Raw genomic sequence first — 23,392 nt, forward strand, 5'->3', positions numbered from 1 at the left:
GCGCGGGGCGGCGCCCACGCGCACGCGGCGGGGAACGATGCGGCGCGGGGCCGGTGTCTCGGCGGCGGATGTGTCGGGGTCGATATCCCCCGCGGGGGCCGCTTGTCCGGTCGCCTCGCCGGGCTGCCCGCTGATCCCGGCCATCAGAGCGTCCGAGAAGGCGGCAGCACCGCTGGCGGTCCAGCCCTCGGCATCGGCCTTTCCGGATCGCAGCGCCTGAAGCAGGCTGACCGGATACATGCCCGCGAACAGCCCGGCCGTTTCGGCGGCCAGACGGTTCAGGACGCGCTTCTTGTCCCGCTCCGTGACCAGCTTGTCGAAGCGTGTCACCAGAAGGAGCGAGCGCTGCCGGACCGTATCGGGCACCATGTCCCACGCGGCGGCCTCGGACTGGCGCCAGGCCTGCGTCGCATGGGTGCACCAGAGCACCATGTCGACCTCGTCGAGCATCCGTTCCCAGACGTCGCTGTCCATGTTCGGGTCGGAGATCCCCGGGAAGTCGATCAGGTCGCAGAATCTCAGGATCTCGGCCTGGAACGGCAGCCGGATGCAGCGCGTCGTCTCGACCGGAGCGGTTTCGAGCGCGTCGAGCGTGATCGGTTCTTCGTGCCCCTGGACATCGCAGCGGACCGGGGTCCCGTCGCCATGGACGATCCAGACCGGCGACAGGCGCGTGGCGGTGACCCGTTCGGGCAGGGGCCGCGCGCCCAGCAGCAGGTTGGACAGGGTGGACTTGCCCGCAGAGAATTCGCCCATGATGGCGACGCGGGGCTTGCGGGTCGTGGCCTCGGCCGGCGCGGGCGCCGGGGTGCCTTCCTCCTCGAACGGGGTCATGTCGCTCATGCGCGCTCTCCTTCGAAGGCGTCTTCGTCGATGCCCAGCTCTTCGAAGAGCATCTCGAAGAGCATCTCGCGCTCTTCCTGGGCGGTGATGCCGAAGAGGCCGTGAAGCTCCTCGATCGAGATGTCTGCCTTGGCGCCGATATCGGCCAGAACGTCGCGCTGCTCTGCGATGAACTCTTCCAGGCGACCCATGGCCAGGCCGCGGATCTCGTCGGCCTGCTTGACCTTCAGCTCGTCGACCATCGGGGCGGTTTCGGCCTCGATCAGCGCACGGAAATCCTTGGCGAAGGCCCGGTAGCCGCGGCGCTTGCCCCACCAGCCCTTCCACCAGGACGTCTTGACGTCCAGCGCGATGGTCTGGGCCAGCGTCACCGGCGGGGGAATGTCCGGCATGTCGGGTGCGGCCACTGCGAAGTTGGTGGCCTCCACGTCGAAGATGTGGCCGTAGATGTCGGTGAGTTGCCGCGCGGCCAGCTTGAAAGCGGTGGTGCCGGTCTTGGTGACGTTGCGGCGCATCACCTGGTGGGCGGATCGCATCAGCACCCGCAGGCCATCGGGCGAATAGGACCAGACGGATCCTTCGCCATGCTCTTCGAGATGACCCAGCAGGGAGTCGAGCGCGCGCTCGACGAAACGCTCGTGCACCTGATCGACCCGTTCTGCGAACTTGGCGAAGTCGGCGGCGAGGCCATCCTGCAGGTGCTCGCGCGTCGTGCGGGCGACCTGATCGAACATCTTCGTAGCCTCTTCGTCGGACACGCGCTTGAGCTGCGCGCCCTCACCAGACCGAAGCGTGACGATCTGCGATGAAGCCCGCAGGCCCGCGACGTAGTTGGCCGCCCGCGCACGGATGCTGTCGAGCATTTGCGCCCAGGGTCCGGCAGCGAGGCGCTCGCCCACGGCGGAGTAGAGTTCCGGCAGGCCGGACAATTGCCAGACCATGCCGTCCGGGCCCATCGTGGCCGCGCCGCCGCCCAGCTTGTGAGCCGCATAGGCGTGCAGGGCGTTGGCGGAATCCTCGGGCAGATCGTCGAGCGTTCCGTTCAGAACGGCATTCGCCCAGTAGGCGCTGCCGAAGACGATCTGCGGATCGGACGGGCCGTCATTCGCCGACAGGGTATCTATCAGGCTGGCGCGGATCTCGGCGACCTGGGTCACCGGGTCGGCCAACTCGTCGATCCGGTTGACGAAGATGACGACCTCGCGGGACTTCATGTTCGAGATCAGGCGGATCAGGCCCATATCCGTTGACGACAGCGCCTGGTGCGCCGAGAGTACCACCACGCAGGTGCGCGAGTCGCGCAGCGCGCGAATAGTGATCTGCTCGCGCATCATGAAGGTGTCATTGACGCCCGGCGTATCCCGGATGGTCAGCGGCACCGGCAGCGAGGCGTCTTCCAGCCAGAGATCGGCCGAGCGGGTGATGTCAGCGAATTGACCCTGTTTCTCGGCTTGCGACAGCTCATCGAAATCGTCGCCCATGCAGACGTAGCGCTTGATGAGCGCGTCGTCGAAACGGGCGTAGTCATGGGTCTGGCCCAGCATCAGCTCGAAGCGCTTGCCCAGACGTTCGCGCGTCTTCTCGCGCATCTGCTCGACCTGCGCGCGCAGCTTCTCGGCTTCCGCCTCGGCGCCGGTCCGGCCGGCGAGTTCTCCGATGCGGCCGCCGCCTTTTACCAGCCGGTCCCATTCGTCGGCGTCGAAGAAGCGGAAAGCGGCGCGCGGCGCCTCGTCGGGCAGCTTGACGCCCATATGCAGCGACGTGACGACCGAGGTCCATGGGTTCACGTCAGCGGGCAGTAGGTCCGGCGTCGCGGTCATCGCGTTGACCAGCGTCGTCTTGCCCGACTTGATCTGGCCGATCATCGTGATCGACGGGGCGCAGGCCCGCAACTCGTGAATCAGCTGGTCGATCTTGCGCGCGATGCGGTCCCCGCCGATCGCCTGGATGTCGAGCAGGACCTCGACCATCGACTCGCGGTCGGCGTGGAAGGAGTGAAACGCTTCGAGACCCCTGTCAGGCAACGTCTTGCGGGAGGGGCTCGCCGCAATTTCGTCCGCCTGGGTCTCGTTGATGCGCGACATTTCCATGGGGTACGCTTCCTCAATGTTCTTATCGGCGATCCTTTTTCCCGGCCGCCGTCACCAATCGGAGGTAAGGGGCCAGATTGTCGGTGCCGTGACCCGAGATGGGTCAAATTAAGACAAGATTTCAGCACATGGTCGCGACACTCAGGCCGCGACGGCCAGATCGTCGTCCAGCGCACGACGCAATTGCAGGAGCAGTGCGAGCGCATCGCCAGCGCCGGTCTCCTCGCCCTCCAGACGGATCAGCTGCACCACATCGGCCGCGTCCTGCGCGAAGTTGGCGCGAGGGGACAGTTCGGGTGCTTCGTCGGCGGCTTCGTCGAGGTGATCGGCCAGCCACGTCGCCTCGGAGACGGCCCGCCGGGTCAGCGCGGCGGCGTCGGGCTCGGCCTCTGCCGCTAATTCCGATCCGACCCTGGCCAGACGGGCGGCGGCCACCTCGATCGCCTCCCGCGCAGCGCCGGTCAAGGGCACGGGCGGCGGCGGGGCCTTCGGTGCGGTCGCGACCTTCGGAGCCGGTTCGGCTATGGGCTCCGGCTCTGCGGCGGGCTCGGCATCCGGTGCGGGCGCGGGTTCCGGGCTCGCGGCCACAGGCGACGGGTCGGGTTTGGACGGCGCAGCAACGGTCGCCGGTTCGGTGACAGGATCCGAACCGGCCGGCTCTGCAGCCGGTTTCGCGTCTCCGATCCGGGCGAGGGCGGCGGCGACCGGGTCCGACGACGTGTCCTCGGCCGGTTTGGTCGGTTCGGCCTTCGTCTGGGCGGCAGCAGGGTCGATACCGTTGCGGATCAGCAGGACGTCGGCCTGATCCAGCACCGCCTGGCGGCCCCGGTCGATAATGCGCCGCACGGCCTGAACCAGATCCGCGCCGCCTGCCGCGCGCAGGAGCTTGGTATCGGTGGTCCCGTCGGCATGGCGGGCCAAGGCGGCGCGCGCGGCATCCAGCATCACGATGCGGTCGAACAGATGGCCCGACGACTCGGACAGGCGTTCGAACGAGCCCTCGGGTGTGCGCAGCCGGTCCCGGTGGGTCAGCGCAAGCACGGCGTTGACCTGGAGCCGCTCCGGCATCTTTTCCCAGACGTCGCGTTCCAGAGGCTCCCAGGCGCGGGTGCACCAGATGGCGACGTCGTTCTCGGCGGCGGCCCAAGCCGCGGCCCGATGCTGCGCCGTCGGGTCCAGCGTCGCGGTGACCTCGGTCAGGGTGAGGCGCTTGAGCGAGGGCAGGTCGCGCGTCATCTCGATGAGCGCGGCGCCTTTGGTCAGTCCGATCAGAGAGACGCCCGGAGGATGGGTCTCGCGCCGGCCATCCGCATGGGTGACAGTCGAGCTGCCGTCCCCATGGACGAGACGCAGGGTCGGCCAGCGGCTGCCGGCCGGCAGATCGGGAATGACAGGGGCGCCGAGCATCGTGTCGACCACGCGGCTCTTGCCGCTGCCGGGCAAGCCCATCACGGCCACCCGCACCGGCATGTCCAACCGATTGAGCAAGGCCTTCGCGGTATCGCGTGTATCGGCCGGCAGCGCGCCCGTCTCGAGCGCGCGGGCCAGTGCATCCCGCGTGGCCTGCGCCGCCGCTTCCTTCGCTTTCGCCTTGCCCCCTGCCATGGATCAGCCCTCCGCCGCCTTCTTGGGTTCCGGTTCGACCTCCGCCTCGGCCGCGGCAGACTCTTCGGTCTCTTCCGGCGCCGCTGCCGCCTGTTCGTCCTCGACGGGGGTTTCCGCCCCGTCTTCGGGCAGGGCACCGCCTGGCAGCACGGCCAGACGGGTCGAGGGCAGGCGGTCCTCTTCGACGTAATCCGTCGGCTTGGGCACGATCTTCTGCACGACGGGCTTCATGTGGTTTAGCTTGACCACCGCGAACGAGATGTTGTCCTGGTCGGGGTCCGCAAGCTTTTCCAGTGCCTCGAGCAGATAGCCCGCGATCTCGGCGGCCTTCTTGCGGCGGTGCCGGTGCAGAAGCTTCTGGATGACCGGCGTGTCGAGATATTGCAGCCCGTCCGACGACACCACGAGAATGTCGCCCAGCTTCAGCTCGAAGGGCTCTTCGGGCAGGTGGGTCCGGGCGATCTTCCCTCCCAGGATCACGGAGGTCAGGCAGTTCCGGTCGGGATGCGCCTTGGCCACCTCTTCCGAGATCAGGCCCTGCTCGGCCATGTAGTCGATCTGGGGCGCGAGGCTGTGATCCTCGTTCAACTGACGCAGCTTGCCGTCGCGCAGCAGGTAGAGCGGGCTGTCGCCGATCGAGATCCAGCGCACCCGGTTCTCGACCATGACGAGGCCGACCAGCGTCGCGCCCATCCCGGTCGTGTTCGGGTTCGCAACCGTGTGGTCGTGGACGACCGCGTTGGCGCGGCTCGCGGCATCGGCCATGTAGCCGCTGATCGCGTCCTCGTCCGCGGCGAACTCGGCCGAGCGGAACTTGAGGGCCGCATAGACTTCTGTCACCACGATCTTCGAGGCGACGTCGCCCGCGGCATGTCCGCCCATCCCGTCGGCGAGGACGGCGACGCCGCTGTCCATCCCGAAGGGGAAGTCGGTGACGATCGCGTCCTCCTGGTAGGGTCGCCCCCCCTGCGCGATGGCAGAGGCCACGTCGTATCTTGGTTCAGGCGATCGCCAGATCATCGTCGTCCTCTCCCTCGTCGGTGTCGGCCCAGTCGAACTGGTCACCGCAGATCGCCACGAAGCGCAGCGTCGTCTCCCCCAGCCGGATCTCATCGCCCGAGGAGAGTGCCTCGTTGCTGATCACCGGGCTTCCGTTCAGTCGGACGATGTTGGACTTGCCACCATGTCCGAGCAGGAATTCGCGCGACTCGGTGTCGTAGACGATGGCCGCGTGGCCGGCGCGCGAGATGGTCGCGTCGCCGAAATCGAGGCGCACCGTCTGGTCGGCACCCCGGCCGATGGACGACATGCCGGCGAAGATCGGAAAGGCCGATCCGCGTCCGGGGCCTTCGACGATCAGAACGAAGCCCGTCGGGAACATCGCGGGGCCGGCCGTGGCGACTGCCTCGGCGGCGGGCTCTTCGGCCGGTTCGGGCATGGCCGAAGCCGGGGCAAGCGCGGCGGTCGCGTCGCCGGCCGACGTGTCGAAGCCCAGAAGGCGCGTCTTGTTGCGCGGGCGCTTGGCCGGGCCCGCGCCGCCGCCGGCGGCCGGTTCTGCCTGGTTGGCGCGGGCCAGGAGATCGGCGGTCGAAGGCGCGTCCATTTCCCAGACGCCCGGAGGCGTGGTCTTGTCGGCGTTTTCGAGCCGGGCCGCGACACCGCGCAGGATGTCGGTCGTCGACGGCGCTCGGGCGTCGTCTGCCTCGGCGGCCCTGGCCGGAGCCGAGATCTGTGGATACGATCGTTCGGCCTGGGCTTCGCCCGGCTTGCTGGGTGCCGGGACGACGGGCGTCACCGTGTCGGCCTTCTTGCGTCCAAAGATGCGGCTGAAGAAGCTCATGGCGGTCTCCTGTCTTGCGCGCGGGCGGTCAGCCCTCGGAAGTTGCGTCGTGGATCATCGAGACGACCCAGGCATTGCCGTCACGCTGAACGGCGAAGCCGAAGCGCGTGGTGCCTTGGGCGATCTCGGTGGAGAGGAACTGGGCGATGGCGTCCGGCGAATTGAAGACGGTGCCCGACGAGATGTGACCGGTCACCTGGTCGCCCACCTGCAGCGCGCCCTCGCCGATCTCGGCATTCGGCGGCAGCGCCGCGACCCGCGTCACCCAAGCGCCATCCTCGAACGAGGTGCGAAAGCGCGGCCCGCCGGGGATGGAAACGTCGTGAACCACGGGCAGTCCGATGCTCTGCTCGATGATCTGGTCGGAGGTCGCGCCCGGGCGCCCCATGCCAATCCGGATCGGAAGGCTGGTCGCGTCGCCGGGCGTGTAGATCGCCCGCAGGAGGTCTTCGAACTGCGACCGCGTCTCGACGGGCTGGCCCTCCAGTTCGAGAATATGGGCCGAGCCCTGCGCGTCGATCCGCAGATCGTAGAACGGCAGGGCCACCGACCACGTCCGGACCGGAGCAGCAGCCTGAGCGACGATGGCCTCCGTTTCGCGGATGCTCGCCTCGATGTCCGGTGTGCGCGGGTCGCCCTCGACCGAGGGGACGGTGGGACCGGAATGGGTCGTGGCCGCAAGCGCGATCCGGCGGTCGAACGCCGCTTCAGCGATGTTCGCGGCCAGGACTTCCTGCTCTGCCGCGCTCAATCGCGGGTCGCCTTCCTGATCGGCGCGGGCGGGCGGGATGAAGTCGAGTCCGGCCCGCGCGACGCGGCGCTCGAACATCTGGCGGGCGTTCTGCTGCTTCTGGATGTCCTGCTCGGCGCGAAGCGTGCGCGGATCGTTTTCGGGTGCGCGGGGGGCCATACGGGCCGAAGCCAGCGCGATCTTGCGGCGCCATGCTGCCTCGGCGGCTTCGCCGGCGAGATATGCCGTCTCCGCACCCGCAGTCCGTGGATCGGCGCGGTCGGGGTCGATGGCAGGGCGATGCATGGCTGCCAGCGCATTGGTCACGCGCCATGTCCAGGCGTTGGCCGCAAGCCCGTCCGCGACGACCTGATAGAGCTCTTCGCTTCTGGGGTCGCCTTCGGCCTCGGCGCTGATCGGTTGGACATAGGCTGCGGCGGCCGCATCGACGCGCGCTTGAAAGGCCTGGGCCCGCTCGGCGTCTTCTGCGGGATCGGCAGCGGAGACGTCCTCGGCCTTGCCGGTCGAGAAAGCGGTGTTCACGGGCTCGCTGGGAGTTCCCGGCTCGTCCGAGCCGCCGAGCACGAAGAACGCGCCCGCCCCGGCCGCGACGAGCGCAAGGCCCGCCACGCCGGCGAGAAGGGGAAGCTTGTTGCGGGGAGCGGTGTCGGCATTGGCCGGCGCCGCAGCGGTGGGCGACGGGGCGGGACGCGACTTGATCCGCGACAGGACGCGGCCCTTGGCGATCCGCTTGGCGCCCTTGCCGTCCATCGCCTCGAGCCATTCGGCCGCCGACTGAACGCGGTCGCGCGGGAGGACTTCGAGGGCGCGGTCGATCGCCTGAAGGACCGGCGTCGGGTATTGCGGGTGGTTTCCGGCCAACGGAACGTAGGGATCCGCGTCACCGGTCGCCTTGGCGGACAGGCGCGCCTGGCTGTCCGGCGGCGTCGATCCGGTGATCAGGTGGTAGAAGCTGGCACCCAGCGCATAGAGGTCCGAGAACGGACCCTGCTCGGCACCGGTCACGTAGAATTCCTGCGGCGAGTAGCCGTCCTTGACCACGCGAAGGGCCGACAGGACGCGGCTCTGCTTCTGGGCTTGCTGACGGGCGGCCCCGAAATCGATCAGGACGGGCGTGCCGTCCTGCTGGATCAGAATATTGTCCGGGCTGATGTCCCGGTGCAGCATCCCCTGCTCGTGGACGAAGCCGATCGCGCCGAGGATGTCGCGCAGGATCGACAGGATCCGCTCGGGCGGCAGTTCGGTCTGGGGATCCTCGAGGATCTCCAGCAGGTCGCGCCCTTCGATGAAGTCCAGCGCCATATAGGCGGTGTCGTTCTCGCTGAAGACCTGGTGCACGCCGACGATGTTGGGGTGCTGCAGCTTGGCGAGGCTCTTGGCTTCCTGCACGAACAGGCGGACGATCGAAGAGAATTCGTTCTGGTGCGCGCGCGACCGGGCTTGCACGATGGTGCGCGAGCGGCGGCAGAACGCGCCGGGGAAGCATTCCTTGATGACGATTGCGCGGTCCAGGCTGTCGACGGCCCGGTAGGTGATGCCGAAACCGCCGGCGTTGAGGAAACTCTTGATCGTGTACTGGCCCTGCAGCAGCTGGGTTCCGGCGGGGAGCTCGTCGGCGAAATCGCCGTCCTTCCGGGGCTCCTGCTCGTCCAGTTCGAAGTCCTCGATACTCATGTTCTTCCGTCCTCCGCCGTGTCGTTCCGTGGCGGTGTTCAATCCTGCCCGACCGGGTGCTTTGTTGGGCATGCCCGGCGAATCAGACTAAAAAATGTCGAGTATTAGGTGTTTGCCGTGCCATGTCGGGGCGATCGGACGATGTGGGGACGGTTCCACATCTTAGTTATCCCACGCGCGGGGGGCGGGTCGCCGACTGGGCATCAACGCCGCAATTGTGGGCGAAATCTAAAATCGTCCCGAAACAATCCCGTCCGTGGCAGGCCATCGGCGCAATCGTGCCCCAATCGGGCGGCATCCACGTCGAAAGTGAAGTTGCCCGAGGTCACCCGGATGGATCGACTGTCAGAAATGGAAGCCTTCGCCACGGTGGTGGATCAGGGAGGTTTCACGGATGCCGCCAAGAAACTCGGCATCAGCAAGTCCGCGGTGTCCAAGCACGTCTCTTCCCTGGAGACCCGTCTCGGCGCCCGCCTCCTGAACCGAACCACCCGCCGGGTCAGCCCGACCGAGATCGGATTGGCCTACTACGACCGCGCCCGCCGCGTCCTCACCGATGCCGGAGAGGCCGATGCCCTCGTCACGGCGATGCAGGCCGAGCCGTCTGGCATCCTGCGCGTTTCGGTGGCCACGGATTTCGGCGTGAACCACCTCAGCCCGATCCTGGGCGGGTTCCTTCACGAATATCCCGAGATCACCGTGAACATGGTTCTCGACAACCGCTTCGTGGAACTGATCTCCGAAGGGTTCGACCTCGCGCTTCGTATCGGCGAACTCGAGGACAGCTCGCTGCGCGCCCGCAAGCTGGCCGAGACCCACAAGATGATGATCGCGTCGCCCTCCTACCTAGAGGAATACGGCCGCCCCGCCCGCATCGACGATCTGAACGAGCACAAGCTGCTGCACTATTCCAACCAGTCCGGTGGCAATGTCTGGCGCATCACCGCGCCTTCGGGCGAAAAGCGGCAGGTCCGCTCGGCCGGATGGCTGACGGTGAACGACGGCCAATCCCTGCTTCACGCCGCGCAGGGCGGGCTCGGAATCGCCTTCCTTCCCGCCTTCCTCTATGCCGACGCGCTGCGCGATGGCTCTCTGGTCCCGGCCATCGAGGGGCTCGATCCCGAAGTACAAGGGATCTATGCCGTCTACCCGCCGGGCCGCTACACACAGCCCAAGGTCCGCGCCTTCATCGACTTTCTCGTCGAGAGCTTCCGCGACCGCGGCGCCGGCGACTGGTAATCTTCCGATCTCCATTGTGACGGGCCGCCCTTTCGGGGGCGGTCCGTTGCGTTTCGGGCGGGGGTCGGAGCATCCTGCGCCATGGCCGCTCTGATCGAGGCCGTCGCCCGCGATGACGGCCACCGCTTCCACAAGAAAGTCGTCCCCGTGATCGACCTGATCGCGGGGCTCGGCGTTGCGGGCGATGCCCATGCTGGCGCGACCGTCCGCCATCGCAGCAGGGTCGCCCGCGATCCCGACCAGCCCAACCTGCGGCAGGTCCATCTCATCCACGCGGAACTCCATGACACTCTGCGCGCGGCGGGTTTCGAGATGCGTCCCGGCGCGATGGGCGAGAACCTGATGACGCGCGGACTGGACCTGCTCGGCCTGCCGACAGGTGCTTTGCTGAGGATCGGAGAGGCTGCGCTCGTCGCGGTGACCGGTTTGCGCAATCCCTGCCGACAACTCGATGCATGGCAGCCGGGGCTCATAGCGGCGACACTGGACCGGGCATCGGACGGGGCGCTTGTCCGCAAGGCCGGCGTGATGGGCGTGGTGCTCTCCTCGGGTCGGGTTCGCGCCGGCGATCCCATCGCAGTAAGCCTGCCGCCCCTTCCTCACCGACCTCTGGAGCCGGTCTGACGGCGCCGCGCCCGCTATTCGGGAACGGAGGTCACGACCACTTCGACCCGCCGGTTCGCGGACCGGCCGGCCTCGGTGTCGTTGCGCGCGACGGGGGCGAAGAATCCCACGCCGAAGGTTTCGACCCGGTTCGGTGCGATCCCGTAGCCGTCCACTAGAATGGCGCGCGCGCTATCCGCCCGGCGGCGGGAGATCGCCATGTTCCCCTCCGCCCCGCCCTCGGCGTCCGTGTGACCCACCAGCGCGACGGTGGCGGACGGATTCGCGCGCAGAAAGTCGGCCAGAGCGGCGAGCGAGGCATAATCCGCCTCGGGCAGTTCGGTCGATCCGGTGGGAAAGACCAGATCGTCCAAAACTGCCCGCCCCGTCGCCGCCAGAGCGGTGCCGATCTCACCTACCGCAGCAAGACCCGGAGGCGGGACTACCGCCGCAGAGGATTTCGTCACCGCCTCCACGCTGCCCGGCGCGCCCACATGGGTCGTCTGCACGTAACCCTGCGCGCCGGAGCGGCTGACGATCATCGTGAACCACTCCTCTCCGCGTAAGAAGGTCGCGTAGCGGAAGTCCGCCAGATCCACGAACATCTCCGGCGCGGGCACGACATCCAGCGCAAACCGGAAGTCGAAGCCGCCGCAGACCCGCGTCTCGCAGGAAAAGCCCGCCTCCCATCCGTCGGCCAACAGGGCGTCGCGCAGGGGGGACAGCATCTGCAGTGTGGTCGCCTGGCCCGCTGCAAGCTGGTGGACGCGGCGCGTCACCGAGCCCTCGACCACCTCGACCGGCAGGGCGCTGCCTTGCATCGGGCCGGTCGCGACGCGGTGGCTGGCCAGAGGCTGCGCCTCGGCGAAGGTCTGCACGGCCGGGAGCGGCATCGACAGTTCCACCGCGCCGGCGGGCGCGGCGGTCAGGATCAAAACGGCCAGCCTTCCCGGGCTCACCGGGACTGGCCGTGATATTCGGGGTTCGGTTCCATTCCGGTGGCGGAGGCCACGCGGTTCGTCATGTTGAAGAACCCGGCCACGGCGGCGACGTCCCAGATGTCGCGATCCGTCAGCCCCTCGTCGCGCAGCGCCTGGCGGTCCGCCTCGCCGATCTCGGCCGAAGCGCGCGTCATCCGGACCGCGAAGTCGAGGACCGCCCGCATCCGGGGGCTCAGATCGGCGGTGCGCCAGTTATGGGCCATCCGCTCCCCCAGTTCGGGATCGCCGGAAAGCTCCCGCACGGCGGCGCCATGTGCCACGAGACAGTACCAGCAGCGGTTTTCCGAGCTGACGGCGACTGCGATCATCTCGCGCTCCAGCTTGGTCAGCCCGCTCTCGCCAAGCATCAGGTCGTTGTACATCGCCGTGAACGCGTCGAGCTTGGCGATATCGAAGGCGTAGGCGCGCAGGACATTGGGCACGAAGCCCAGCTTCTCGTTGCAGATGTCGAAGTATTTCCGCGTCCGTTCGGGCAGCGGGTCGGCTTGGGGCAGGTTCAGGGCGGTGGGTCGGTCGCTCATGTCTTGCTCCAATAGCGGTATCCGCCGCGCCGTTCGAGACCGGCCCGACGGTAAAGCGCCACCGCTGCCGCATTCGAGGCTTCGACTGGCAGCGCAAGGTGGGTCGCCCCCTGTCCCGCGGCCCAGACCGCCGCATGACGCATCCCGATTATGCCCACACCCTGACGGCGAAAGCGTGGCAACGTCAGCACCAGATGCAGGACGGCGATCCGATCGTGTATCCCCACGAAAAGCGCGCCCGCCGCGCGATCGGAATGGCGCAGCAGGATGGCCACGCGGGGCTCAGGCGCGCGCATCATCGGTGCCCGCCGGGTGGCGTCGTTGCCATCGTCGTCCCATAGCGCCTCGGCGACGGCCAGTGGCGGCCAATGGGCAAAGCCGCTGACGGGCGGCAGATCGCCCAGCAGGGGCGCGACAGGCCCCGCCATCAGGTCCGAGATCCCGCCTTCGCCATAGCCCCTTGCGCGCAGCAGGGCGACCAAGGCGTCCTCATGGTCGTCGGTCGTGCCGAAGACCGTGCCGGGGCGGATCCGCTCGACTTCGGCGATATCGGCCTCCGTTGCGGTCGCACCCGGACGCAGCCGCGCGGAGGTGGCCCGCCGCGTCCCCCGCGTCTCTGCGGGCAGATCGAAGGGACCAGACCGTTCCAACCCGGAAGGCGGCCAGGTGGCCCGGATCGCCGCCATGATGGCCGGAGCATCTGGAAGGCTCATGGAAAGGCTGCGTTCAGGGCGGCCTCTGCTTCTTCGACGCGAGCCGGATCGGAGCCGCGTACCACGACGTTCGACCCGAAACGCCCATCGGGCCGCTGGAACGGGTAGGACCCGAAGGCCAGGTCGTCGAAGCGGTCGGCGAGTTCGGTCAGTATCTCGGCGATGTCGCCCTCGCCCCGTTCGACCCGCACGCTGGCCGACGTGAGCGGGGTGCCGCCCGTCAAGGTCGGCAATACGCTCTCGACCATGGCCTCGAAAACCTTCGGCACGCCGGCCATCACGTGCACGTTGCCGATGGTGAAGCCAGGCGCGGCGCTGACCGGATTGTCGATCAACGTGGCCCCGTCGGGGATGCGCGCCATGCGCAGGCGGGCCGCATTCAGTTCGCTCCCGGCCTTTGCGTAATGCGCCTCGAGCAGGGCACGGGCGTCATCTCGCACGTCGACAGCCGTGTCGAAGGCCGCGCCCACGGCGTCGGCCGTGATGTCGTCATGGGTCGGTCCGATCCCGCCCGAGGTAAAGACGTGATCCCAGGCGTCGGACAGCGCCCGGATCGCGGCCACGATGGCATCGTGATCGTCGCTGACCATGCGCGCCTCGCGCAGGTCGATGCCGCTTTCGGTCAGCCGCTTGGCGAGATGGTTCATGTTGGAATCGCGGGTGCGGCCCGACAGGATCTCGTCGCCGATCACGAGCATCGCGGCGGTGGGGTTCGTCATACTGGTCCTCCTGTCGGCCTCGGTATAGGGCGCGGACATGCACTTCGCCACGCCCCTGGTCGCCGCGACGCTGATCCGCCGCTACAAACGCTTCCTTGCGGACATTCGGCTCGACGATGGATCGGAAGTAACGACGCATTGTCCAAATCCGGGCGCCATGACCGGGCTCGCCGATCCCAGTACCCGCATCTGGGTGGAGCCGAACGACGATCCGCGCAAGAAGTTGAAATACGGCTGGCGACTGAGCGAATTGCCCGACGGGCGGCTCGCAGGCGTGGATACAGGCGTGCCCAACCGGATCGTCGCCGAGGCATTGGCGGAGCGGCGTATCCCTGGCCTGCCGGCCTACGACACGGTCCGGCCAGAGGTTCCCTATGGCGAGAAATCCCGTATCGACTTCCTGTTGTCGGGCCCCGACGGCGAAACGCATCTGGAGGTCAAGAACGTTCATTTCCGGCGAGAGGCCGACTGGGCAGAGTTTCCCGACAGTGTCACCAAGCGCGGCGCGCGGCATCTCGACGAGATGGCCGCGCTGGTCGCAGGCGGCGGCCGTGCCGTGACGCTCTATGTCGTGCAACGTCCCGATTGTGCGCGGCTGCGCATCGCCGCCGATCTGGATCCGAACTATGCCGCCGCGTTCCACCGCGCGCGTGAGGCGGGGGTCGGCGCGCTGGCCTATGGGACGCGGATCACGCCCAAGGGGGTCTGGCTGGCCGATCCGATGTGGGTGGCCTGAGGGTTCAAATCGCGGGCGGCGTTCCTAGATTTCGTACAACTTGTGAATTTCGCTCTCGCAGCATACCCCACTCCGCGAAGGCGCTCTGCCCGGAGGATCCCTTGGACGAACATCGCGGCCGACTGACGCGTGACGGCATCCGCATCCACGAGGACGCGGATTTCGCCGGGATGCACGCGGCCGGGCGCCTGGCGGCCGAGATCCTCGACCGCGTCGCTCCGCTGGTCGCGCCTGGCGTCACCACCGGAGAGATCGACGACCGGATCACGAAGTGGGTCGAAGAGGCGGGCGCGACCTCGGCCACGATCGGCTACAAGGGCTATCAGCACGCTTCGTGCATCAGCGTGAACCATGTGGTGTGCCATGGCATTCCCGGCGACAAGCGGCTGAAGGACGGCGACATCCTGAATGTCGACGTCACCGTGATCGTCGACGGCTGGTTCGGCGATACGTCGCGGATGTATGTCGCGGGTACGCCCAGCCGAAAGGCCGAGCGGCTGATGCAGGTCACCCACGACTCTTTGATGAAAGGGATCGAGGCGGCCAGGCCCGGTCGGACGTTCGGCGATATCGGTTTCGCCATCCAGAGCTACGCCGAAGCCCATCGCATGTCCGTCGTGCGCGACTTCTGCGGGCATGGCCTCGGCCGCGTCTTCCACGCCCCGCCGAATGTTCTGCATTACGGGCGCCCCGGGACCGGCCCGGTCCTCGAGGAGGGAATGTTCTTCACCATCGAGCCGATGGTGAATCTCGGCCGCCCGGAGACGAAGGTCCTGGCCGACGACTGGACGGCGGTGACGCGGGACAAATCGCTGTCTGCGCAATTCGAGCATTCGGTCGGCGTTACGGCGAACGGGGCCGAGATCTTCACCCTGTCGCCCGCTGGCCGCTTTCACCCGACATGGGGCGATTAACCGGGCGTTAACACGCGCTCCGGCAGAACGCGGGTATGACGAGTCCTCGCTCTGCCATGGCCGAAGCGCCGTTGCCCGATCTGTTTGCATCCGGCGCGGCTCCTGTCGCCGTCATTCAGCCCGCTCCGCCAACGCCTCCGGCAGAAGAACCCGATCACCGCCTGCGCCATCGCGCCCGTCTGCGGGACCGGTTCATGCAGGGCGGCGCCGAGGCGATGCCCGACTACGAATTGCTGGAACTGATCCTGTTCCGCGCGCTTCCCCGGGGCGACGTCAAGCCGCTGGCAAAACGGCTGCTGCGCGCATTCGGGGATCTGAACCGCGTCATGGCCGCCCCACCCTCCCGTCTGGCTGAGGTCAAGGGGGCCGGGCCCGCAGTGGTGGAGCAGTTGAAGATCATGGAGGCGGTCGGGCACAGGATGGCCCGCGCGAAGGTCATCCAGAAGCCGGTCCTGTCGTCATGGGACGCTTTGCTAGCCTACCTTCAAACCGCGATGGCGCATCAGGGAACCGAATGCTTCCGGGTGCTCTATCTCGACCGCAAGAACGTCCTGATCGCCGATGAAGAAGCGGCGCGCGGGACCGTCGATCATGTGCCGGTCTATCCGCGCGAGGTGGTCAAGCGCGCGCTGGAATTGAACGCCAGCGCGTTGATCCTCGTCCACAATCATCCGTCCGGCGATCCGACGCCGTCGGAGGCGGATATCTCCATGACCTTCGCGATCCGGGACGCGGCCGAGGTGCTGGGCCTTGTGCTGCACGACCATCTTATCGTCGGCAAGGCACGGGAGCTGAGCTTCCGCGCCGAAGGGCTGCTCTAGGCGGCCCCGCGCGCGACCGCCCAAAGGCTTGCCCCGTCAGCCCAGCAAAGTCCGCTCGATCACCCACCACAGGCCTACTGCACCGATCAGGAGCGATCCGACGACCGATATCGCACGGAAGCCTTCGGATTCCGGATGCAGCCTGCGGCCGAGCACTTCGAAGGTCGCCCAGACGAGGAGCAGCGCGACGGCGATCACGGCGAGCTGGCCCAGTTCGACGCCGACGTTGAACGCGATCAGCGAGGCGACGAAATGCTCACCCAGCCCGAACTCCGACAGGACGGAGGCGAATCCCAACCCGTGCAGGAGGCCGAAGGCGAAGACCACCGCGATGCGAGCGGGTGTGATCGTCGGCGCATCCACGGCCTCGACCCTGACCGTGCCGCCCCCCGCCGCCGCAGCGGCCACCACGCGGCCACGTCGGGCGACCAGCACGTTCTCGACCGCGACATAGACGATCGACGCGGCAATGATCGCCTCGACGATCCACATCGCGTCATCCGCGATATTCACGATCCCAAGCGTCGCCAGCGCCAAAGTCACCGTGTGGGCTGCCGTAAATGCGGTGACCTGCCAGAGCAGAGGCCGCCAGGCGAGGGCGTAGAAGAAGAGCCCGAGGACAAACAGGATGTGATCGAGACCCTTCGGAATGATGTGATCGAATCCGGAGATCAGGTAGCGGACCACCACATCCCCCAGGGATTGCTCTGCCACGCCGGTGCGCGGCATCGGCTCGGACAGGGCGCCGCCGGTCAGGAAGTCGTCGTAGCTTTCGCCGTCGGCGACCTGCCGCACGACGAGCCCTCCGAGTTCGGAGTCCCAGCCGAAGATCACCGGGGCGTCGCCGTCCGGTAGCGCGGCCGTCAGCGTCAGAATGGAGTCGCGGCGGATCTCGGGATCGCCCACCTCGGGGATGTCCACGGTCTCCAAGACAGGGGTCAGCGGTTGCTCACCGGCCTGTAGCGTGATCTGCGCCGCGATGGCGGGCCATGCCTCTTCGGTCGCGGCGCGCAGCTCTTCCGGTGAAAGGCGCCGAAGTGCGTCGTTCTGATCCGAGAGGGGGCTGTCGTTGGTGTCCTCGATGGTTGAAAGGTCGATCCCGGCGATCAGTGGCTCCAACGCGGTCCTGAGCTGGATCGTGACCGCATCCGCTCCGACCTCGACATCCGCGACCGCGGGCTGCACCTCATGTGCAGGTGAGGCGACGGCCAGCATTGACAGCAACCACGCCAACGCCACCCTGATGCCGAGTACTCGGAGATTTCCCATGATCCGCCCCTTCCTTCTGTCGACCCTACTGTGCGCGTCCTTCGGCGCAGCGCAAGCACACGAATTCTGGATCGAAGCGGAGGATTACAGCGTCGCCCCCGGCGAGACGGTCACGGCCCGCTTCCGCGTCGGTGAAAAGCTGTCCGGATCGTCGTTCAGCTACTTGCCGAACCGTACGGCCCGCTACGAGATGATCGTCGGCGGCGAGGCCCGCCCCGTTCCGGTGAGGATCGGAGACAATCCGGCCTTTGCCGTGCCCGACTTGCCGGAGGGCCTTCTGATCGTCGTCCATGAGACGACGGACTCGACGCTGACCTATCGCGACAAGGGCGATCGCACCGGCTGGGAGCGGTTCGTCGGCTTCACCGAGCACAAGGCGATGGATGGCGTGCCCGAGGCGCATCTTCAACGCGGCCTGCCGCAAGAGGAGGTTCGCGAGAAGTATCGCCGCTTCGCCAAGGCCCTGATCGCAGTCGGCGACGGAGACGGATCGGACCGTGAGGTCGGTTTGCGCAGCGAAATCGTGGCGGAGGCGAATCCATATACCGATAATCTGGGCGGGGGATTACCGGTGCGAGTTCTCCTCGATGGCTTGCCGCGTCCAGGCGCGCAGGTGGAGCTTTTCGCGCGGGCCCCGGACGGAGAGGTCGAGGTCACGCTGCACGAGACCGATGCCGAGGGACGTGCGATGCTGCCGGTCCAGCCGGGCTACGAGTACCTGGCGGACTCGGTCGCGATGGTGCCCCTGGATCCACAGTCGGACGGGGCGATGTGGCACAGCCTGTGGGCCGCGTTGACCTTCGCCGTGCCTGCGGAGTAGGTCCCGATCGACGGAGGGACGATCCATGGACAAGTTCGAGACCATCACCGGCGTCGCGGCCCCGTTGCCGCTCATCAATGTCGACACCGATATGATCATCCCCAAGCAGTTCCTGAAGACGATCAAGCGCGAGGGGCTCGGCGTGAACCTCTTCGACGAGATGCGGTACGACGATGACGGCAAGGAGATCCCCGACTTCGTCCTGAACCAGTCCGCCTATCGCAACGCGGAGATCCTGGTCGCCGGCGACAATTTCGGATGCGGTTCTTCGCGGGAACACGCGCCTTGGGCGCTCAAGGATTTCGGAATCAAGGTCGTTATGGCGCCCAGCTTCGCCGACATCTTCTTCAACAACTGCTTCAAGAACGGCATCCTGCCGATCCCGCTCCCGCAGGATCAGGTGGATCGCGTGATGGAAGATGCCCGAAAGGGAGAGAACGCCCGGATCTCGGTCGATCTCGAAGCGCAGGAGATCCGGCTGACGGATGGTGAGGTGATCCCCTTCGAGGTCGATGCCTTCAAGAAGCACTGCCTGCTCGAGGGTCTGGACGACATCGGGTTGACAGAACAGAAGGCGCCGTCGATCGCCGCCTTCGAGGCCCAGATGGCCCAAGAGCGCCCCTGGGTATAGATCGGCACGTTAACGCCGCTTCTCAAGATACTGATATAGAAGCAAAAGACCTCCGAATTTCGGGGGCCTGTCTCTTTCCGGACACATAAATCCGCCCGCATCTTTCTTGGGAAAGTCAGGTGCTTGCGAGGTGAACTTAAACAAGGCACCTTGAAGGCAAGAATGAGGCAGGCGCTCCGCAAAGGGGTGCATCGAGCCGGACACGGGGCGGCAACGAATCGACCCGGCCGGCAGATGAGAAGGCAGAGCGGTGATTTCGCAGCTATCCGGCGCGAGCCTACGGGCTTTCCTAGTCGTGACCATGATCGTCACCCCCTCCCTGCTCCTGCAGGGAAGCGGATCGCATTCCTCGGATGCGGTGATGCTGATCGCCATCTTCGCAGGGCTGTTCATCATCGTCGAATACGGGTCGGTCTATCCCGGGCTGGTTGAGTTCCGGGATGCCCCCCCTTTCAATCGCACGCGGTTCGGCATCCTGTTCGTGACTGTGATCCTCTCGTCCGTGATCTGCGCGGGCCAGTTCAATCCAAGCATATTTTCGCGGCTGGTGACCGCGATCGGGTTGATGCTGGGAGAGGCGATGGACTTCCCGTTCTCTCCGATCCGTCTGATCTTGTGGCTTCTTCCGGAGGGCACGACCTTCCGCGAGGCGCAGACGGTTCGCGCCACCACGGGGCTCGCCTACCTTGTCGCGCTGATCGGCCTGACGGTCTTCGCGATCACGATCCGCCTCTCGCGCTGGCCCGGCAAGGCCGGCGCATTCAACGTCTGGATCAACCTTCCGACCTTCGAGCCGACCGCAGGTGCGGATGTCGTCTCGCGGCTGCGTCGCGACGGGATCGTTAACATTCTGTTAGGGGCGACCCTGCCATACCTGACGCCACCGCTCGCCGGCATGATCGGAGGGGCCTATGGCTTCTCTCTTCTGGAAAGCGACGTCCTGTTGATCTGGCTGGTTGCGCTATGGGCCTTCCTCCCTGCCTCGCTCTTTCTCCGCGGCATCGCCATGCGGCGGCTGGCCCTGCTGATCGAAGCCAAGCGTCGGCGCGTTGCCCTCGACAGCGGCGAGGACGCGCCGGAATTCTTGCCTGCCTGATCCTGCTCCTTGCCGCCGTGCCCCGGCAGGGTTCGGCGCAGGAGAAGACGATCCGCATCGCGACCTTCGAGTCTGGGCTGGGCCGCAAGGGACCGGGCATCATGATGCGGGACGTCACGCGGGAAGAGGATCAGGCGGCCGCTGCGTTGGACGTGATCGCCAATGTGGATGCCGACGTGATCCTGCTGGGCGATATCGATTGGGATATCGAGGGGAGGGGTCTCGGCGCGATCCAAGATGCACTGGCGGCGAGAGGGGCCAATTACCCCTACTCGGTTGCCCGAAAACCAAATTCCGGCATTCCGAGCGGATACGATCTCGATGGAAACGGTCGATCTCACGAGGCCCGCGATGCGCTGGGCTACGGTCGCTTCACGGGCGATTCAGGTCTCGCGCTTCTATCTCGTATCCCGTTGGGGCCCGTTTCGGATCACGGCGCCGTGCCGTGGGACGCGCCCGCGGGCCTCGTTCCCGAACGTGTCACGCTGCCGGTCGCGACCACCGCCCAATGGGTCGTGCCATTGGCCGAGACGGGGATCACGCTGGTGACATTGGCGGCCGGAACGCCCGTCTTCGACGGGCCGGAGGATCGCAATGGCCATCGCAACGCGGCCGAGCTTGCCCTGTCCACCCGCCTGGCGGAGGCATCGCCCCTGCCGATCCTGCTTGGCCGTGCCAACCTTGATCCCGTCGACGGCGATGGGCAGCTGGAGGCGATCCGAGCTCTTCTCTCGCATCCCGGCTGGTTTGATCCCGAGCCGCGAGGCCACGGCGGCGGCGGGGCGGGACATCTGGGTGACCCGGCCCTCGACACGGCCGCGTGGGACGGGCCCGGCCCGTTGCGGGTCGACTACATCCTGCCGGCGCGCGGCTTGGTGGTGATGGATGCCGGCGTGCTCTGGCCCCCGGCCGAGGACCCGTTGCTGAAGACGGTCGAACAGGCAGGGGCGGGTCGCGCCGTCTGGGTCGACATCGCCCTTCCTTGACGGTGCCAAAGGCCGGGGATAGCCCGCATGCGACAATCCAGCATGCGGAGCGCGACGATGCCCAACACCCTTCTGATCCTGCCCGGCGACGGCATCGGCCCCGAGGTCATGGCAGAGGTGCGCCGCGTCATCGACTGGTTCGGCGCAAAGCGTGGCCTTGATTTCGACGTGTCCGAGGATCTGGTCGGAGGCTGCGCCTACGATGCGCATGGTGCACCGCTCAGCGATGCCGCGATGGAGAAGGCACAGGCCGTCGATGCCGTTCTGCTGGGCGCCGTTGGCGGGCCGAAATGGGACAACCTCGATTTCAAGGACAAGCCGGAGCGCGGCCTGCTGCGCCTGCGCAAGGAGATGGACCTGTTCGCGAACCTCAGGCCGGCGCAATGCTTCGACGCTCTTGCGGATTTCTCGTCGCTCAAGCGTGACCTGGTCTCCGGCCTCGACATGATGATCGTGCGGGAACTGACATCGGGCGTCTATTTCGGCGAGCCGCGCGGCGTCTCCAAGGAAGGAAACGAGCGGGTCGGCATCAATACGCACCGCTACACCGAGTCGGAGATCGCGCGGGTCGCCCGGTCCGCGTTCGAATTGGCGCGGAAGCGACAGAACCGCGTCTGCTCGATGGAGAAGCGGAACGTCATGGAGGCCGGGATCCTGTGGCACGACGTTGTCCAGGAGGTGCATGATTCCGAATATCCCGACGTCGAACTGACCCACATGCTGGCCGATGCCGGCGGCATGCAGATCGTGCGCGCCCCCAAGCAGTTCGACGTGATCCTGACCGACAACCTTTTCGGAGACATGCTGTCGGATGTCGCGGCCATGCTGACGGGATCCCTGGGAATGCTGCCATCGGCGAGCCTGGGTGCACCGATGGAAAACGGACGGCCGAAGGCGCTTTATGAGCCGGTGCACGGCTCGGCTCCCGACATCGCCGGTCAGGGAAAGGCCAACCCGATCGCCTGTATCCTGAGCTTCGCGATGGCGTTGCGCTACAGCTTCGACGAAGGTGCGAATGCCGACCTTCTGGAGGGTGTGGTCCAGAAAGTGCTGGGCGACGGCGTTCGGACTGGCGACCTGATGGGCCCCGAAGGGGGGACCCCGGTCTCGACCAGCGAGATGGGCGACGCGATCCTAGCCGCGCTGGACGCCGCCGCCTGACCTGACTGTGTGCCGCCTTGGGGAGGGGGCGGCGCATTCTTCTCCGAGGACACCATGCCCCACCGCGCCTCCCCGCTTTCCGGCATCCTGATGGCTCTGGCCGCCTTCGCACTCTTCTCGACCCACGATGTCGTGGTGAAGATGCTGGGCGGGTCCTATGCGGTCTTTCAGGTCGTCTTCTTCAGCGTCCTGCTGACTTTCCCGATGACCGTCGTCATTCTTCTCAGCTCGGACGCGACCGGAAACCTGAGACCACGCCATCCGCGTTGGAGCATGGCGCGCACAGCGGCTGCGGTGACGACGGGACTATGCGTGTTCTACGCCTTCTCGACCCTGCCGCTGGCGCAGGTCTACGCGATCATCTTCGCGATGCCGTTGATCATCACCGTCCTTTCCATTCCCATCCTGGGAGAGAAGGTGGGACCCCATCGCTGGGGCGCGGTCGTCGTTGGCCTTGCCGGTGTCCTGATCGTGTTGCGGCCGGGGTCCGCGCCGTTGGAATGGGGGCATCTGGCGGCGTTATGCGGTGCATTCACGGGGGCATTCGCCTCGGTCGTGGTCCGGCGTATTGGCCGCGAAGAACGCACGATGGTGCTTCTGCTCTATCCGATGGTGGCCAGCTTTCTCGTCATGGCTGGGACCCTTCCCTTCGTCTATCGCCCCGTTCCGTTGCCGGACCTCGGGCTCTGGGCGCTGATGGCGGTCTGCGCGTTGGCGGCGTCACTGCTGATGATCGGAGCCTATCGCCGCGCCGACGCGGTGCTGGTCGCGCCGATGCAGTACAGCCAGATCATCTGGGCCGCGATTTTCGGCTGGGTGTTCTTCGACGAAACGGTCGATCTTTGGACGGGCGTCGGCGCTGGCGTCATCGTCGCCTCGGGGCTCTACATCGTCTTCCGGGAGGGGCGGGGCGCTTCACAGCAGACGCCGGTTCTGCGCACTCGGACCCGCGCGGAGACTGCCACTTCGCCGCGCGTCGGGCCCATGCTGACCGAAGCGGAACGGGATGCGGGGCTGACCCCGCGCTGAGTTCCGTCTTGCATCGCCGCCGCGTCGGGCGTATCGCCCCGTCCACGGTCGGAGTGTAGCTCAGCCTGGTAGAGCACTGTCTTCGGGAGGCAGGGGCCGGAGGTTCGAATCCTCTCACTCCGACCATGATCCGATATGTGAAGAGTTGCAGGGACTATGTCCCAGGCAACGCCACTTTGTCCTTTATCGGCAGTCAGAGCGTCCAACTAGTTGATATTGTTTTGTCCCCTTGGACGAAGGTTTCGTGCTGCTTCAGCTTGAAATTTCGAGATGTTTGAGATGCTCCCCGATCCTTGGACAGGATCTGGCGGGATTTAAGCTACTCTCCGG

General features: G+C 66.7%; 22 protein-coding genes and 1 tRNA gene. 12 read left to right on the forward strand and 11 right to left on the reverse strand.

All coding sequences use genetic code 11. The features are described from left to right. The 6 genes from jaqu_RS14740 to jaqu_RS14765 all read right to left on the reverse strand — a co-directional run. Window positions 1-843: dynamin family protein (locus jaqu_RS14740; RefSeq protein ID WP_052500993.1), on the reverse strand; the 843-nt coding region annotated here is incomplete at its 3' end. After that, a complete protein-coding gene (locus tag jaqu_RS14745) occupies window positions 840-2,933 on the reverse strand; it encodes a dynamin family protein (RefSeq protein ID WP_043919766.1) in 2,094 nt (697 codons plus the stop codon). The genes jaqu_RS14745 and jaqu_RS14740, both read right to left, overlap by 4 nt. Before the next feature lie 141 nt (window positions 2,934-3,074). Next, a complete protein-coding gene (locus jaqu_RS14750; RefSeq protein ID WP_043919767.1) occupies window positions 3,075-4,538 on the reverse strand; it encodes a hypothetical protein in 1,464 nt (487 codons plus the stop codon). Window positions 4,539-4,541: 3 nt separating this feature from the next. After that, window positions 4,542-5,558: a PP2C family protein-serine/threonine phosphatase gene (locus tag jaqu_RS14755; protein ID WP_043919768.1), complete on the reverse strand. Its 1,017-nt coding sequence runs from the start codon at window positions 5,556-5,558 to the stop codon at window positions 4,542-4,544. Beyond that, window positions 5,539-6,378, reverse strand: a complete 840-nt coding sequence (locus tag jaqu_RS21965) for an FHA domain-containing protein (RefSeq protein ID WP_201774371.1) — start codon at window positions 6,376-6,378, stop codon at window positions 5,539-5,541. Before jaqu_RS21965 ends, jaqu_RS14755 begins: the two co-directional genes overlap by 20 nt. A gap of 28 nt (window positions 6,379-6,406) precedes the next feature. After that, window positions 6,407-8,803, reverse strand: coding sequence for a serine/threonine-protein kinase (locus tag jaqu_RS14765; protein ID WP_043919769.1), 2,397 nt, complete (start codon window positions 8,801-8,803; stop codon window positions 6,407-6,409). 333 nt (window positions 8,804-9,136) lie between these two features. On the opposite strand from jaqu_RS14765, the gene jaqu_RS14770 reads away from it, so the two are divergent. Both jaqu_RS14770 and jaqu_RS14775 read left to right on the forward strand, forming a co-directional pair. Then, window positions 9,137-10,042, forward strand: a complete 906-nt coding sequence (locus tag jaqu_RS14770; RefSeq protein WP_043919770.1) for a LysR family transcriptional regulator — start codon at window positions 9,137-9,139, stop codon at window positions 10,040-10,042. 81 nt (window positions 10,043-10,123) lie between these two features. Beyond that, window positions 10,124-10,666, forward strand: coding sequence for an MOSC domain-containing protein (locus jaqu_RS14775; RefSeq protein ID WP_043919771.1), 543 nt, complete (start codon window positions 10,124-10,126; stop codon window positions 10,664-10,666). Window positions 10,667-10,680: 14 nt separating this feature from the next. On the opposite strand, the gene jaqu_RS14780 is transcribed toward jaqu_RS14775, so the two are convergent. From jaqu_RS14780 to jaqu_RS14795, 4 genes are read right to left on the reverse strand one after another with little or no spacing between them, the layout of a single operon-like run. Beyond that, window positions 10,681-11,580, reverse strand: a complete 900-nt coding sequence (locus jaqu_RS14780; protein WP_052500994.1) for an OmpA family protein — start codon at window positions 11,578-11,580, stop codon at window positions 10,681-10,683. A gap of 20 nt (window positions 11,581-11,600) precedes the next feature. Next, window positions 11,601-12,167: a peroxidase-related enzyme gene (locus jaqu_RS14785; RefSeq protein WP_043919773.1), complete on the reverse strand. Its 567-nt coding sequence runs from the start codon at window positions 12,165-12,167 to the stop codon at window positions 11,601-11,603. Then, window positions 12,164-12,880, reverse strand: coding sequence for a GNAT family N-acetyltransferase (locus jaqu_RS14790; protein WP_052500995.1), 717 nt, complete (start codon window positions 12,878-12,880; stop codon window positions 12,164-12,166). The genes jaqu_RS14785 and jaqu_RS14790 overlap by 4 nt, the downstream gene beginning before the upstream one ends. Beyond that, on the reverse strand, window positions 12,877-13,599 hold the full coding sequence (locus tag jaqu_RS14795) for a competence/damage-inducible protein A (protein ID WP_043919774.1): 723 nt from the start codon (window positions 13,597-13,599) through the stop codon (window positions 12,877-12,879). The genes jaqu_RS14790 and jaqu_RS14795 overlap by 4 nt, the downstream gene beginning before the upstream one ends. Window positions 13,600-13,636: 37 nt before the next feature. On the opposite strand from jaqu_RS14795, the gene sfsA reads away from it, so the two are divergent. The 3 genes from sfsA (at window position 13,637) to radC (ending at window position 16,070) form a co-directional block, all read left to right on the forward strand. After that, window positions 13,637-14,335 (forward strand): DNA/RNA nuclease SfsA, encoded by a 699-nt coding sequence (gene sfsA / locus jaqu_RS14800; RefSeq protein ID WP_043919775.1) that lies wholly within the window; start codon window positions 13,637-13,639, stop codon window positions 14,333-14,335. A gap of 101 nt (window positions 14,336-14,436) precedes the next feature. After that, window positions 14,437-15,249: a type I methionyl aminopeptidase gene (map, locus tag jaqu_RS14805; protein WP_043919776.1), complete on the forward strand. Its 813-nt coding sequence runs from the start codon at window positions 14,437-14,439 to the stop codon at window positions 15,247-15,249. Between the two features lie 35 nt (window positions 15,250-15,284). Continuing rightward, on the forward strand, window positions 15,285-16,070 hold the full coding sequence (radC, locus tag jaqu_RS14810) for a RadC family protein (protein ID WP_043919777.1): 786 nt from the start codon (window positions 15,285-15,287) through the stop codon (window positions 16,068-16,070). Window positions 16,071-16,106: 36 nt separating this feature from the next. On the opposite strand, the gene jaqu_RS14815 is transcribed toward radC, so the two are convergent. After that, entirely contained in the window at window positions 16,107-17,339 is a 1,233-nt protein-coding gene (locus jaqu_RS14815) for a HupE/UreJ family protein (RefSeq protein WP_043919778.1), read from the reverse strand. Here jaqu_RS14815 and jaqu_RS14820 point away from each other — a divergent pair. From jaqu_RS14820 to jaqu_RS14850, 7 genes are all read left to right on the forward strand, one after another. Next, window positions 17,338-18,159: a DUF4198 domain-containing protein gene (locus jaqu_RS14820; RefSeq protein WP_043919779.1), complete on the forward strand. Its 822-nt coding sequence runs from the start codon at window positions 17,338-17,340 to the stop codon at window positions 18,157-18,159. The genes jaqu_RS14815 and jaqu_RS14820 overlap by 2 nt on opposite strands. Window positions 18,160-18,184: 25 nt before the next feature. Beyond that, window positions 18,185-18,790 (forward strand): 3-isopropylmalate dehydratase small subunit, encoded by a 606-nt coding sequence (gene leuD / locus jaqu_RS14825; RefSeq protein WP_043919780.1) that lies wholly within the window; start codon window positions 18,185-18,187, stop codon window positions 18,788-18,790. Between the two features lie 301 nt (window positions 18,791-19,091). Beyond that, a complete protein-coding gene (locus jaqu_RS14830) occupies window positions 19,092-19,886 on the forward strand; it encodes a hypothetical protein (protein ID WP_236687869.1) in 795 nt (264 codons plus the stop codon). A gap of 17 nt (window positions 19,887-19,903) precedes the next feature. Further along, window positions 19,904-20,872, forward strand: coding sequence for an endonuclease/exonuclease/phosphatase family protein (locus tag jaqu_RS14835; RefSeq protein ID WP_052500996.1), 969 nt, complete (start codon window positions 19,904-19,906; stop codon window positions 20,870-20,872). 57 nt (window positions 20,873-20,929) lie between these two features. Then, a complete protein-coding gene (gene leuB, locus jaqu_RS14840; protein ID WP_043919782.1) occupies window positions 20,930-22,033 on the forward strand; it encodes a 3-isopropylmalate dehydrogenase in 1,104 nt (367 codons plus the stop codon). A 54-nt stretch (window positions 22,034-22,087) separates the two neighbouring features. Then, entirely contained in the window at window positions 22,088-23,062 is a 975-nt protein-coding gene (locus jaqu_RS14845; RefSeq protein ID WP_043919783.1) for a DMT family transporter, read from the forward strand. A gap of 49 nt (window positions 23,063-23,111) precedes the next feature. Then, window positions 23,112-23,188: transfer RNA gene (locus jaqu_RS14850), tRNA-Pro, on the forward strand. The last annotated feature ends 204 nt before the right edge of the window (window positions 23,189-23,392 follow it).

The organism is Jannaschia aquimarina (assembly GCF_000877395.1).
GTDB classification, from domain to species: domain Bacteria; phylum Pseudomonadota; class Alphaproteobacteria; order Rhodobacterales; family Rhodobacteraceae; genus Jannaschia; species Jannaschia aquimarina.